The sequence below is a fragment of the Ferruginibacter sp. SUN002 genome, assembly GCF_050611725.1.
In the GTDB taxonomy this organism is placed as follows: Bacteria; Bacteroidota; Bacteroidia; order Chitinophagales; family Chitinophagaceae; genus Ferruginibacter.
In genome coordinates this window covers 1,584,925-1,599,603 of sequence record NZ_JBODJB010000001.1, presented here as the reverse complement: position 1 = coordinate 1,599,603, position 14,679 = coordinate 1,584,925, and the positions used below count along the sequence as shown (strand labels likewise).

Below are 14,679 nucleotides of genomic sequence, written 5' to 3'. Positions count from 1 at the left end.
TAAAATTATTCGTATCCCTTTTTTCGTTTTTTTGTATAAAGTTTTTTTGCTTCTTTCAGCAGTTTAAGAAAATCTCTTTGAAGGTAATTACCCTGATTGGCTGCATTTGTGGCTATGGTTTCAATATCATTCCAATCCGCAATGCCTAAATTTTTAGATTGTCGAAGTTTCATTCCAAACATTGCTAAAGCTGCTCCAAATTGAAATTCTTTATCGATTGTTTTAAACTCGCCATAATTCTGATTACAATCATAACGAATTTCTTTAGGTGTTTTATTCGGAGAGACTGTATATTTTAATGAGACATTTGCAATTGGATCCGTTGTAGGGAATTCATTTATTTTATTGATCGAAGATGTGTATTCGAAAATTGCAAGAATACTGTTGCCACTACCGATCTCACCTCCTTCCAGTTCACCGGTGCTATCAGCTACCGCATCTCGTTTATTATCAAAACCTATTAGCCTATATTCACTTACAAGTGCCGGGTTGAATTGTACATTTAAAAAAACATTATCGGCTACAGTGTAAAAAGTTTGTGTTACTTCTTTTACTAAAACTTTTTCTGCTTCCTGAATGTCATCTAAGTAAGCGTAATTACCATTACCTTTTTTGGCAAGTGTTTCTAATTTTGAATCTTTAAAATTGCCCATTCCCACTCCCAAACAAGTAAGATATAATCCCGCCTGCTTTTCTTTTACGATCAAATCCTCCAATGCTTCTTCGGTTGTTTCACCAACGTTAAAATCGCCGTCGGTAGCAAGTATCACTCTGTTGTTTCCTCCTTTTATAAAAGTACTTTTTGCAACACGGTAAGCAGTACGTATCGCAGCTTCACCGGGAGTATCCCCATTTGCGGTTAATTCTTCAATAGATTGTATGATCTTTTCTTTTTCAGCTCCGCTGGTTGGTTGCATCCAAACCTGTACCGGGCCGCCGTAAATAACAATAGAAACAGTATCAATTGGACGGAGGTTTTTTACAAACATCTGAAAGGCCGCTTTTACCAATGGTAAACGATTGGGCATATCCATACTGCCTGATGCATCTATTAAAAAAACAAGATTACTTGGAGGAACACTATCTAAATTTATTTTACGTGCATTTACATTCAGGTATAGTAAATTATTTTTTGCATTCCAAGGGCAGTTAGTGATCTGTGATTCTATCTTAAACACTTCGTGAGGATCTGGCTCTCTGTAATGAAGATTAAAATAATTCAGCAATTCTTCTATACGCACAGCATCCGGTGGTACAGAACTTTTCATATTCAAAAAGCGTCTGATATTGCTATAAGATGCTTTGTTTACATTTAACGAAAAGCCGGTGTTAGGATAATTTCCTGCATCAACGATAGTATTTTCTACCAATGAGAAATATGACTCATCTCCTAAAAACCATTTGTACTTGGATGTTTGATTTAGATTTTTGGTAACCGAGATCAATTTTTGCCGGTTCTTATTATCATTAGCTGCAAGCTTTTTCATAATAATAACCTGATAAACATCCGCCTTAATGCCTATTGTTTGTGTTTCGAAACCTTCATGGCTAACGGTGATAGAATCGTAGAGTTTTTCGGTGCTGATTCCAAAGCCACCGGAAACACCGGAGTAGTAAATGATCCTGTTAGACTGTAAAAGCATTTTTACATTCTGAACAGACTGCCCTTCTTTATCTTTTACTTCGCCACGCAAATAGTACTGCGCCACCGAAGTCTTTGCTAGAAAAATGGCAAGGATATATAAAAAGATTTTTCTCAATAGGTTAAACTTATACGAAAGATAGAAATTTTGTGCCATATAGACGTGAACCCACGCCATTTTATTGCCCTTACGCTTCTACCAACTGATAGATTTCGGGGATATTTCTGCCAAGTCCGTCGAAATCTAATCCAAATCCAAGCAAAAAGATGTTTTTTACACTAAAACCAAGATAATCTACTTTTAGCTCAGGATGTTCCAATGCATCGGGCTTTTGCAATAAAGAAGCGATCTTTAAAGAGGCCGGTTGCTGATTGTGCAATTGTGGCAAAAACTTGGTAAGTGTATTACCTGTATCCACAATATCTTCTACAATGATCACATGACGCCCCTTTAGCGGCTCATCTAAACCAATTGAGGTAATTACATTACCGGTAGATTTTGTGCCTTTATAAGATGCCAGTTTTATAAAACAGATCTCTGCTTCAATTGAAACCTCTTTGAACAGATCGGAAGCAAACATGAAAGATCCATTCAATATTGCAATAAAAAGAGGTTTTTTCCCTTCATAATCACGGTTGATCTCAGCACCTACTCTTTTTATTTGCTTACTGATCTCAGCTGCATCTATAAACGGTTCAAATTTTTTGTCGTGTACCTGTATTATCGGCATGTTTTGGTTTTATTATGGTGAAACGATTAGCTGTTGTCCAACTTGTAATGCATCTGTTTGAAGATTATTCCATTGTTTCAACTGATCTACTTTTACTCCGTACTTTTTTGCAATAGCATACAAGCCTTCGCTTTGCTGCACTGTATAATATTTTGTTTTAACAGGAACTTCGGGAACGGGAGTTTCTACAGTTGCATATTCAACTTTTTTCAAAAACAATTTTGTATCGTGATATATTTTGGCTCCTGCCTGCAAATTATTATACGTTAATAAAGATTGGTATTTTATTCCGTTTTTTTGAGCCACGTCATACAATGTTTCTCCTTCTTTAGAAATATAATATTCTTTAGCGCCAACACTACGTTTGTTTTGCAGAAAAATGATCTGGTCCTTTTGCAAGAGACCATCTTCACCAAGATCGTTATACTCCAACAACTTATCGAGATTAATATTATTCTTTGTAGCAATTACCAACAATGAAGTTCCTTTTGCAGCCTGAATACATTTGGCACCATTGATGTACATGATATCATGTTTTGAATCCAACGTTGTTTTTGATGCTTCAGGTTCTTCAACAACTGGTACCGTATTTACAGGACGTTCTTCATCAACAACCGGCTTTTCCTTATCGTCGGTAAACCCTTCTGTATCAAATTTAGGCACTTCATCTGCAGCTGCTAAAGAATATTGTTGCAAGTTGTATTGTTCAATATGCTTGATCAATATCAACGGATATTTTGGGTTGGTTGCATAACCGGCTTGTTTTAAACCGTTGGCCCAACCTTTATAATCCGTAGGACTTAATTTAAAAAGAAATGCATAGCGTTCGCCGCCACGTAAAAAATTACTGTGATCTCTGTAAGAATCATCGGCTGTTTTATATACCCTGAAACATTCACCGGGAGCATCATCGTCATGACTAACCCCACCGGCCGTCCAGGTAGATTTACATTTTATACCAAAGTGATTATTGGATTTTTTTACCAGTACACTATTACCGCTTTCTGTTTCAAGAATTCCCTGTGCCAACGTAATAGCAGCAGGTACACCCATTCTTTTCATTTCTCTGATGGCAATATCTTTGTACTTAGCAATGTACTCTTCAGGAGTGATCGTTTGCGCTATAGATGCTACTGTTGTTACAATAGCAAAGGCACTTATTAATACTCTTTTCATCTGACTATATTGGTATTTAATATTTTATATTTTTCTCAACAATAACAAGCCATCTCTTACTGTCAACAACACTTGCTCAACCCTCTTATCGTTTTTAATATGTTCATTAAACGCATGAATGGCTTTTGCATTTTTCCCTGTAATATTGTCTTCCAACACATCGCCATGGAATAATACATTATCAACAATTATAAGGCCATTTATTTTTAACTGCGGCAAAATTAACTCGTAATAATTAAGATACCCAGTTTTATCTGCATCAATAAAAACAATATCCCAAGATTCTGTTAATTCAGGTATTATTTTATTAGCATCTCCAATGTGCAAAACGATCTTGTTCTTAAAAGCAGACCGATCAAAAAAAACTGCTGCCCCTTCATCTCTGATATCGATTGTATGCAATACACCTTTATCCTGTAATCCTTCTGCCAAACACAAAGCACTATAACCGGTGAATGTGCCTATCTCCAAAATTCTTTCCGGTTTTACAAGACAACTCAACATCGACAGCAATCTTCCTTGCACATGTCCGCTCAACATATGCGGCATTGAATGATTTTTAATAGTATGGTCTGCTACTTCAAGTAAAAGATCACCATCTGCAGTTGTAAAATCATCCGCATATTTCTCCGCCTTGCTATGAACTAGTTCTGTCAATCTTTTTTATTATCAGTTTAAAACATAAAATGCCATTTCTCAAATTACATGATTTGAAAAACGGCACTAACTAACAGTACAAAGATAAGTAAAAGAAATAAGTATTACTGCTTTTTTGAGATAGATAATAGGCCTAAAAAAGTTAAAATTCCGTTTATGAGAATCAACTCATTACCAATCTTATAGCCACCAAAAACGCTTTGAGACAGAGAGCTAATACCCAGAGTGATGTGCAATTTCTTTTCATACCATTCAGGACTACTCAATACATCAATACCTAGCGCAAGTAAGGGCGCCACAATGCAAACCGTCCAGATGAGTTTATCGTTGAGTGTTCGTTTTGTAAGAATGCCAAACGCAAATAAACCAAGCAAGGGTCCATAAGTGATACCGGCAAATTTTAAAATAAAGTCGATGATCAATTTATCATTGATTGCTTTAAAAATCAGCACCATAATAAAGAAGACTGCAGCAAATGTGAAATGCACCATCAATCTTTTTCTTTTTTGCTGACTTTCTGATTGATCAGATTTTCTTAGCCCTAATATATCGATACAGAAGCTGGAGGTGAGTGATGTAATTGCTCCATCTACACTCGGAAACAATGCGGATATCAATGCAATAATAAAGATCACACCGATCGTACTACTGAATGTACTACTAAGTGCAAGTGTTGGGAACAAGTCGTCAGGAGAAGCTACAATTCCGTTAGCTGAAGCATATAAATACAGAATAGCCCCCAATACAAGAAAAAGAAGATTTACAACTACCAGCACAAGAGAAAATGTCATGATATTTTTCTGTGAATCTTTCAGTGTTTTTACGCTGATATTTTTTTGCATCATTTCCTGATCAAGCCCTGTCATTGCAATGGCGATGAACATACCGCCGATGATATGTTTTAAAAAATAAGAACCAGCTTTCACATCTGTATTAAAAATTTGTGTGTAGCCTTTATCTTTCATCATCGACAAGGCTCCGGAGAAATCTGTACCCAATGCTTTTGTTATAACGATTATACAAACTACCAATCCAACCAGCATCCCCGTTGTCTGTAAAGTATCGGTATAGATAATGGTTTTTACACCTCCTTCGAAAGTATATAATAAGATCATTAATAAGATAACCAGTGCGGTAACTACAAATGGTACGCCTAGTTTATCTAATATGAATATTTGCAGGATATTGATTACCAGATATAACCTTGCAGTAGCCCCAACAGTACGTGAAAGGATAAAAAAGAACGCTCCAGCTTTGTGAGCATTTACACCAAATCTTTTTTCAAGATAAGTATAGATAGATGTAAGATTCATTTTATAGTACAATGGTATCAACACAAAAGCAATAACCATATACCCGAGTAAATAACCCAGCACTACTTGAAAATAAAAAAAGTTACCGGTACCAACACCACCAGGTACACTCACAAATGTCACACCACTCAATGAAGTTCCGATCATCCCGAATGCAACCAACATCCAGTTACTATTTCGGTTGCCTATAAAAAAAGAATCGTTGTTACTGCCTTTGGATGTATAGTAAGCCACTGCCAACAGCACCAAAAAATAACCGATGACAAAAGAAAAAAGAATTAATGGAGACATGTATTTAATTAAGAATTAAAAATTAGCTTGCTTTAAAATTCAAGATAGTTAAAATATGCAAATAAAATCAATCGCTGTTTTTTGCGGCAGTAAAGCAGGCAATAATCCTATTTATACAATTCATGCAGAACAGTTAGGGCAATTATTAGCAGCAAAAAACATTACTCTGATATATGGTGGAGGCAATAAGGGTTTAATGGCAGCCATTGCAAATTCTGTGTTAGAAAAAAAAGGTAAAGTGATTGGTATTATGCCCGAGGTACTCACACAATGGGAGCATCAACACAATGACATTACAGAATTAATCGTGGTGGACAGTATGCATACACGTAAACAACAGATATATGAAAAATGCGATGCAGCGATAGTACTGCCGGGTGGCTTTGGCACTTTAGATGAACTTTTTGAAATACTCACCTGGAACCAACTCAGCATTCACAACAAGAAAATATTTATCATGAACTCGGATGGGTTTTATACACCGCTGATTGCTCATATGAAAAAAATATTCGACGATGGTTTTTTATATGAGTCGCTCGATAGCAGGATAACGATCTTATCCGATCCTTCCGAAATTGAAAGTTATTTTTAGCGTTTACTCTTTCCTTGAAACAAAGGAACAACTATCCCCGCTCTATAAATGGGCACAACTCTTCCATAAGCATCACGATAAGGCGAAGATGAATTTGAGAGTACATCCACAAGTATTGATACAAAATAATAAGGATCATTGTTTCTTGACCTACCACTTGCATAACCACCCCCTACCAATAAACTGTTTGCTTCATATTTCTGAATGTAAGATCCACCATATCCGTCCATATACTTTTCTCTTATGAAATTATGCTCGTATTGAGCCTGAAAGAAAACCTCTTTAATTGGAAAAACACGAACCAGGGCTCCGGGGCCAATTATTGTTTGCCGTGCTTTAGCACTTGAATAAGGATCTCTTTGTGAGATGTAGTTAAAATTCAAAGAAGCTGCTACATCCAACCATCTGATAACACTGTATCCGAAAAAAGGGCTCACGCCGAAAGCAGTTGTACCATTGCTGAGTACCGCATCTATACTTCCTCCGGTGAAAAGATTCTCTTTTTTGAAACCACTTTTTTCCTCCTCTTCCTCTTCTTTATCTTGAGCAAAAGACAATGTGGTTGCCAATGTTAGCATTAATGCTAAAATTAATTTTCTATTCATCTTTATTAAAATTTAGGGCATAAAACTTTACGTGCATCTCCGTTATACTGACTGTAAAATCCTTTCTTCATTATATTGAATTCGGAGGCTCCTTGCATATTATTAAAATTCCTAAGTGCAGATGTTGTAGCATCGTAACTGAAGGCAAAACGTATATTATTGATCTCAAAACCTAGTGTAGGTATAACAGCATCGCCTACACGATAATAGAGACCGCCTATCAACTGCATTTCGCCTGCGGCAGATAAATTATAATTGGCATTCATTCCAAGTGTGATTTCCATAGCTTTTGCCTGTGTTGTAAAATAGGCATTGGGATTAATGATCACCCGATCGTTTGGTTTTAATATAGCATTGACGAATGCGATATGACGCATTGAGATCCGGCTACTATCGCCTTTTGGAGCAAAGAAAGTTTCTGCCGGTCTGTTTACATGATGAATAGAATAGCCGACATTAAAATAGGTATTTTCGTCAGGGAAATAGGCATAATTCAATCCAGCCTGCATATCCATGTAGCTCACATTTGTAGCAACAAAACTTGGATAATTAGCTGTAATGGACTGATCGAAAAACTTTCCGTTGAACTGACTGGGAAAAGTAAGCTTCGACAGATCAATTCTTTTGTTAGCCCAACCAATATTAAAGCCTGCACTCAGCAAACTTGCTTCACCTAGCATTTGATGATAAGCAAGGGAGCCGTAAACCTTTGTGGACCGTAAACTACCCGAACCAGCTACATCACTTAGTATTAATCCACCTACTCCCATCCAACCATTTTCAAATTTATCTCTTAATATCTGTGCATCACCAAATACACTAACCGTTTTATATGGCGCCGTTAGAATAGATGACCATTGATTTCTGTAGTGTGCGCCAACTCTATAATCAGCATCGGGAATAAAACCGGTATTTGCCGGATTAGTGGTAAGCGGAGAGTTATAAAACTGAGAGAAATGAAGATCTTGAGAGTAAGCGTTAGACCACAGACCACAGACAATGGACAACAGAAATACTCCTCTTAAAACAAAGAGCCTGTTCAATAATTTTGTTCTGTTATATTTCTGTTCTTTATTGATCATTCAATATGTGTTCTTCTTTAAATCGTACATCCAAAATCCTAACTCGTAAATATATTTATCTTAATAAAGTTATATCTCCTGTTTTTCTTATTTTTTTCCCGTCAGATAATTCTACATCTAACGTATATGTATACACGTCCATTGGTTGAATTTTTCCTTTAAAAGTTCCATCCCAGCCAACTTTCGGATTGATTGATTTAAATACCAACTGTCCCCAACGATTGTATATCCGCCAGTTCATTTTTGCAATACCAAAACCTGCAACTTTTATCGTACTATTTATATCATTGCTATTCGGTGTAAATGCATTTGGCAGATCTAATAATGGTAAAACGAGCGCAGGCACATTTTTGCAGAATGTATCTACACAACCTGCGGCATTCATAGCAATTAAACAAACTGTAAATGTATCGGAAGCATTAAACTGATGTTGTGGATCTGATAAAAGTGAACTATCTCCATCTCCAAAATCCCAGTAATAGGATGTTGCATCAATGGAAGAATTGACAAACTGTGTAGCTACGTTTTCTTTGGGTGTTGTCGGCGTAAAACTGAAATTAGCAGTCGGGATCGAGAACACTTCAATTGTACTGTAAGTAGTATCTCTTTGATTACAGGTAAGCAGATCGATTGCGATCAAACGAACGGTATATGTACCCTTCGAATTATAAGTATGTGTAGGGCTTATATCCGTTGATTGAGCACTGCCATCTCCAAAATCCCATATAAAATCAGTGCCGCCCAAAGATGTATTATTAAACAGAGCTGTATAAGGAACACAACCCTTTGCAGGCGTTTCAAATTGCGCTTTTACGTTATTTGCTAATCTGATCGTTTTTTTAATGCTGACTGGAATATTACAAAATATTGTATCTATTACCGTTAGTGTAACCTCATATGTTCCTATAGAAGCATAGGTATGGTTCACACTCCAGAAACCTGCTTTTACGGGTGGTGTACCATCTCCAAAATCCCAAACAAAAGAACTGTCGTTATAAATAGGTTTGACCGCTGTGGTTGTATTATTAAATTGAAAAGTAAAACTGCTACAATCTCCCGTTTTATTTGCATTGAAATCCGGTGTTACAATATTACTACCTACTTTTATCGTTGCATACGCTGTATCGGAAATATTACAGGTAGCTGAATCTATTGCAATTAACCTTACAGTAAATCTTCCAACGGTATTATATACATGTGTTGTTGAAGGATTTCCTTCTACCATAAGATCTGGTGTTCCATCACCAAAATTCCAAATGTATTGCTTTCCTTTCCCAACAGTATCAACAAATGCTATTTGTAATGGGGCGCAACCGATCGTGTCGTAATTGCCACTGATGGAAGGTCGGATACCGGCAGTAATACCACTAAAATTCATTTCTATTTTTATGGCTGCTTCGTTACAAATACTTGATCCATTTGTACGTGCCCATGCACCCGGAGAAGTAGGGAAAAAGCCTAGATTAGAAGGACCTCCACAATTGGCACATAAAGCTTGGTAAATAATTCCGTTTGCATCAAATCTACTGGTACCGCCATCTACATGTTCTCCATTGTTGCCGCCAGTTTGCCCGAAGAAACTGCCAAACAATTGACTGTTGGCATTTTTTTCAAGAACGAAAAAATAAAAATCATCGCCATCGGTTCCACTTTTTATTGCATCACGTGTAACAGGCAAACCCCTTGTGCCAGCAGATGGATACAACTTAACTGTATTGATCCTTCCACCCCATCCTGATACATATACATTTTCACATCTGTCTACCAAAAAAGCAATGGGTGAAATATTTGGAACCGGAGAATTAGTGCCAAATATTGTTGAATATACATAGGCAGATAGATCGGGTTGTAGTTTGCTGATAAATTGTTTACTACCTGCAACATTGTACGGTGCATTTACAACCGGCCACACGCCTGTTGTGGTACCCATGATATAAGGGAATCCATTTCTATCGAACTGCACACCATAAACCAGATCATCACCTGAGGTTCCCTGATAAGTGGTTTTTACAATAGAAGAAAAATTAGCATTGATGATCGATAAAAAACCATCGCACTCTCCACCTTGATATGAAGCGGTGATCACATTCGATTTATCACCTGGGAGATTTGTGCTTGTGGTTGCTCCCCCAACATAAATATTTCCATTTTTCTGATTGATGGATAAGACAAAACATGCATCGCTTCCATTGCCGCCAAAAAAAGAACTATTCGTTACCGCACTGAGTGAAGAATTAAATTTCAGTACAACCCCATCCTGCTTTCCTCCGCCATAGGCAGACTGAAATACAGTGCCCCTCACAGGGAAATTGCTTGATTGAGTACATGATACCACAAGTATATTTTTTGCCGCATCCAATATTATTTCACTACGGGCATCATCACCATAATTTCTTCTTGTTTCATAAGCGCCATCAACCTTTTGACCATTTGAGATAACAGCTAAAGAAGCATACTTGGGTTTAATATTCACACCATCATCTTCCTTGCCACCAATTTTTATTGATCCTAAAAGTGCTGTGCCGGCTGCATTAAATCTTGTTACTACAATATCAAATTTTCCTGTATCGCCTATTGCCGGAACTGTTGTAGGATAAGCACTGCCCGATCTATTTGAATTAGATCTTCCGGCTAACGTTAAATTTCCTTGTGCATCGCAGATCATACTATGAGGCTGCTCATTTCCACTACCACCTAAATATGTACCATACAATCTGTTAGCACCGTTTGATGAAAATTTCATCAATGCAATATCGTATGGGCCAAAACCATCTTCATTAATTCCTCCGTTAAAATTGGTTGAAAAAGCTCCCGGAGAAGCCGGATAACCTGAGCCGAAAACAATACCAGCGGCAAACATCGTTCCATCCGGACCAGGTGTTGCAGTGTATCCCCAATTATCAGCACTGCTTCCTGTGAACGTACTGAAAATTAAAGTAGGATCAATGACAATGATTGCATCCGGTGAATAATCTTTTAAACTAAATTTCACAATATTATTTTTGAGCTGGTATTTACAACTCAATACTTCTTTAGCGCCTTTGTTTAATTGATAGGTATATGGATAAAGTTCTTTGATCTCTCCAACCGAAGTTTGTATCAACAACTGTTCATTTTTAATGCTCAATTTATCGGCCCCCTCATATTGCATTGCAATATCATTTACATTACCACCCGGATTAACTATGATATCATACTTCAATGTACTTCCATCTGTATAATACCTTACATCAATATTTGGGTAAACATTTTTGTACAGTACAGCCTGATAGAGTTTGCAACCACCTTGCCATTTACTTTTATCATCACCGATAAAATAATTATCGTAAGTAGGCAATTCTTTTTCGGGAATTATTTGGGCATTATTTGAAGCACCGATAAAATGCGTACGATAAGCATGGGAACGAATGGTAATGGTTTCATCAATTTTTACCACTTCTTCTTTTCCGCTTGTTTTACTCGTTTTTTCAGCGGCATGATCATGTCCATGCATTTGTGCTGCAAATTTTTCGAGATCCTGAGGGTTATTCAACAAAACTGTGAATCCGTTCTTCTCAAGAAAAAAAGCTCCGGCCTGAATACTTGCTTTAAAGTTTACCCTTGCATCCCATTGGCCTTTATTTTCTACAAATGATAATTGAGCCTGCAAGGGCTTAACTGCAAGAAAAGTTGAAGCAAAAAAAAGTACGATTATTAATAATTGTCTCAAAGTCTATTTTTTTTCATCCTTAACAAAATAACCATGCATGTTGTTTAGAACGGCCAAGGCCAAGGAAGATACTGCGTTCGAATTTACGATATTTTACTCCACATTGTTTTCCCTTTCTGCCTTTCCAGGTATTCTTTTACCGGCAAATTTTCTGCCATAGTACAATCCGGGTCGTTCTCCACAATTGCCGTTGCCGCTTCTTTTGCTGCTTCAAGTATAACCTTGTCTTGGACGATGTTTGCTATCTTAAAGTTTAAATCGCCGCTTTGCCTTGTCCCTTCTATATCTCCCGGGCCACGTATTTCCAGATCTTTTTCGGCAACCGCAAATCCATCGTTGGTAGCACACAATATTCTGATCCTTTCAGTTGCATCTTGTGATAGTTTACCCCCTGTTAATAAAATGCAAAAACTTTTTTCAGCCCCTCTTCCAACCCTTCCTCGAAGCTGATGCAACTGAGATAAACCGAATTTCTCTGCACTTTCAATCACCATAACGGAGGCGTTAGGAACATTTACACCTACCTCAATCACGGTTGTACTTACCATTATCTGTGTGTCTCCTTTAATGAACCTTTGCATATTGGTTTCTTTCTGTTCGGCCGGTTGTTTACCATGCACCATACTGATCCAATACTTTGGCTCTGGGAAAAACGACTTCACTTCCTCAAACCCTTTCATCAGATTTTCATAATCCATTTTAGAAGATTCTTCTATCAACGGATAAACTATATATGCCTGCCGCCCCTTTGCAATTTCCGCTTTGATGAAATCCATAACCTGATGCCTTTTGTTTTCATAGCGATGTAATGTGTTAATTGGTTGTCTGCCTGGTGGCAACTCATCTATAACACTGTAATCCAAATCGCCATAAGCTGTTAGTGCAAGGGTTCTGGGTATTGGCGTTGCAGTCATTACTAAAATATGTGGTGGCAATGAATTTTTTTTCCAGAGTTTTGCTCTTTGCGCCACCCCGAATTTGTGCTGTTCATCGATCACTGCAAATCCAAGATTTTTAAATTGTACTTTTTCTTCGATTACTGCATGTGTACCGATGAGAATATGTACCGATCCGTCTTCACATTTTGCCAATATCTCTTTACGCTCTTTTGTTTTTGTAGAACCTGTGAGCAATCTAACACCAACATTCATATCACCCAGCACTTCCGTTATTCCGTTGAAATGTTGTTGAGCCAAAATTTCTGTCGGTGCCATCAATACACTTTGAAAACCGTTATCCGCTGCAATCAGCATACTCAGCAACGCCACAATTGTTTTTCCGCTACCCACATCTCCTTGTAAGAGTCTGTTCATTTGTTTGCCGCTGCCTGCATCTTTCCTGATTTCCTTCAGTACTCTTTTTTGTGCATTGGTTAAACTAAACGGTAGTTGATTACTATAAAAATTATTGAACAGATCACCTACTTTATCGAATACCCAGCCTTTACTAAAACGATGACGGGTGCTGCGAATAAGCCCCAATCGTATCTGTGCAAAAAAGAGTTCTTCAAATTTCAACCGCCTTACGGCATGTTTATAAAGCCCATCTGTAGCAGGAAAATGAATATTGCAATAAGCATCCCATCTTTTTATAAAGCGATATTGAGTGATCAATGCTTCGGGCATATTCTCCGGAAAATTTTTCTCCGATAACTGTTGAAGCAAAGCGTATGTAAGTTTTGCAATAGCTCTACCGTTCAACCCCCGTACTTTTAATTTTTCTGTAGATGGGTAAATAGGTTCCAAAAATTTTTTGCCGCTTGCTTTTTCAGCTGTATAAATTTCAAACTCAGGGTGTGTGAGCTGTAATTTTCCCATAAAGGAACTGAGCTTACCAAACACTAAGTATTTTTCGCCGACAACCAACGCTTTTTGTACCCAGTTAATACCTTGAAACCAGGTAAGCTCCATCTCACCCGTATCATCCTGCAGGTATGCAACCAAACGTTTGGCTCTTTTTTCGCCGACTATATCCATCTGCATAAGTTTACCCGTGATCTGAGCATAATCTGCATGCGGATTAAGATGTCCGATTTTATCAACTTTAGTTCTATCTAAATGTCTTAGAGGAAAATGTTCCAGCAGGTCTTTGAAAGTAAAAATATTCAGCTCCTTTTTGAGCATATCTCCCCGAAGAGGGCCAACGCCTTTCAGGTATTCTATCGGACTTAATAATATATTTTGATCGGCTGCGATGGCACTAATTTTTTACAAATATATTTTATTTAAATCAGTGAACAGAGCCTATAACAGCGGACTGTAAAGTTTCCAGTTGAGTTGCGATCTTTTTATTCCACTCAACTTGTTTTTGTTCATCCATACCATTTTTAGTTTCGGTATCGTAATCTCTTTGCATCTTACTTAAAGCCTCCGAGATCTGTTTATAAATAGCTTTGATCTCGTTGCGATAATTTTTCACCGAAAGATCGGCCTTCTTCAATTTTTCAATAAATAAGAGGGTATTGATGTATGTTATGTCAAAGTGATTTTGTTCGTGCCTTAAAACATAATCAGTCTTTTTATCTTTCAATACCCATGATTTTGTTTTAGAGAATTTGCAATCGACAGTAAATACAAACCAAGCAGAATCTTCGGTTTGGTGCAATGTAAACCGGTAACCAATACCTGATGAAGTAATAGCAGAAGCCATATTATCATCCGGTGTTCCCTGAAAATCGGACCAGCTTAATTTATTGCCGGCAACATAACTGATAACAGTTTTGTCGTTTTCATCTGCAGGAACATAACTAACTTTTATATCGATCACTTGTGCTATAGAAGATAGTGAGGCGATAAATGAAAATAGAAAAACTATTAAGTATTTATGCATTGAATTTTATTAATGAAATATCAAGAACTGTACCGCTTTCAAATAGCAAATT

The 14,679-nt window shown here is 37.2% G+C and carries 11 protein-coding genes; 1 reads left to right on the top strand and 10 read right to left on the bottom strand.

Translation table 11 applies throughout. The features are described from left to right. Positions 1–5 precede the first annotated feature (5 nt). From ACQ33O_RS07135 to ACQ33O_RS07115, 5 genes are all read right to left on the bottom strand, one after another. On the bottom strand, positions 6–1,760 hold the full coding sequence (locus ACQ33O_RS07135; protein WP_430994879.1) for a YfbK domain-containing protein: 1,755 nt from the start codon (positions 1,758–1,760) through the stop codon (positions 6–8). Positions 1,761–1,830: 70 nt separating this feature from the next. Beyond that, a complete protein-coding gene (gene hpt, locus ACQ33O_RS07130; RefSeq protein ID WP_430994878.1) occupies positions 1,831–2,373 on the bottom strand; it encodes a hypoxanthine phosphoribosyltransferase in 543 nt (180 codons plus the stop codon). A gap of 12 nt (positions 2,374–2,385) precedes the next feature. Then, the gene (locus ACQ33O_RS07125) at positions 2,386–3,549 is read right to left on the bottom strand and encodes a glucosaminidase domain-containing protein (RefSeq protein ID WP_430994877.1); all 1,164 of its coding nucleotides are present in this window, start codon (positions 3,547–3,549) and stop codon (positions 2,386–2,388) included. A 24-nt stretch (positions 3,550–3,573) separates the two neighbouring features. Next, positions 3,574–4,206 carry an O-methyltransferase gene (locus ACQ33O_RS07120; protein WP_430994876.1) on the bottom strand — a complete coding sequence of 211 codons (633 nt, stop codon included), beginning with the start codon at positions 4,204–4,206 and terminating at the stop codon, positions 3,574–3,576. Positions 4,207–4,310: 104 nt separating this feature from the next. Beyond that, the gene (locus ACQ33O_RS07115) at positions 4,311–5,810 is read right to left on the bottom strand and encodes a sodium:solute symporter (RefSeq protein WP_430994875.1); all 1,500 of its coding nucleotides are present in this window, start codon (positions 5,808–5,810) and stop codon (positions 4,311–4,313) included. A gap of 55 nt (positions 5,811–5,865) precedes the next feature. On the opposite strand from ACQ33O_RS07115, the gene ACQ33O_RS07110 reads away from it, so the two are divergent. Continuing rightward, positions 5,866–6,402, top strand: coding sequence for a TIGR00730 family Rossman fold protein (locus ACQ33O_RS07110; protein WP_430994874.1), 537 nt, complete (start codon positions 5,866–5,868; stop codon positions 6,400–6,402). On the opposite strand, the gene ACQ33O_RS07105 is transcribed toward ACQ33O_RS07110, so the two are convergent. The 5 genes from ACQ33O_RS07105 to ACQ33O_RS07085 all read right to left on the bottom strand — a co-directional run bounded on the left by ACQ33O_RS07105 (position 6,399) and on the right by ACQ33O_RS07085 (position 14,627). Beyond that, complete coding sequence (locus ACQ33O_RS07105) at positions 6,399–7,007, bottom strand: hypothetical protein (RefSeq protein ID WP_430994873.1); 609 nt, start codon at positions 7,005–7,007, stop codon at positions 6,399–6,401. The genes ACQ33O_RS07110 and ACQ33O_RS07105 overlap by 4 nt on opposite strands. Before the next feature lie 5 nt (positions 7,008–7,012). Next, complete coding sequence (locus tag ACQ33O_RS07100; protein WP_430994872.1) at positions 7,013–8,089, bottom strand: PorP/SprF family type IX secretion system membrane protein; 1,077 nt, start codon at positions 8,087–8,089, stop codon at positions 7,013–7,015. A 55-nt stretch (positions 8,090–8,144) separates the two neighbouring features. Further along, complete coding sequence (locus ACQ33O_RS07095) at positions 8,145–11,798, bottom strand: PKD domain-containing protein (RefSeq protein ID WP_430994871.1); 3,654 nt, start codon at positions 11,796–11,798, stop codon at positions 8,145–8,147. 83 nt (positions 11,799–11,881) lie between these two features. Then, entirely contained in the window at positions 11,882–13,975 is a 2,094-nt protein-coding gene (recG, locus tag ACQ33O_RS07090; RefSeq protein WP_430996153.1) for an ATP-dependent DNA helicase RecG, read from the bottom strand. 52 nt (positions 13,976–14,027) lie between these two features. After that, entirely contained in the window at positions 14,028–14,627 is a 600-nt protein-coding gene (locus ACQ33O_RS07085; protein WP_430994870.1) for a DUF922 domain-containing protein, read from the bottom strand. Positions 14,628–14,679 lie beyond the last annotated feature (52 nt).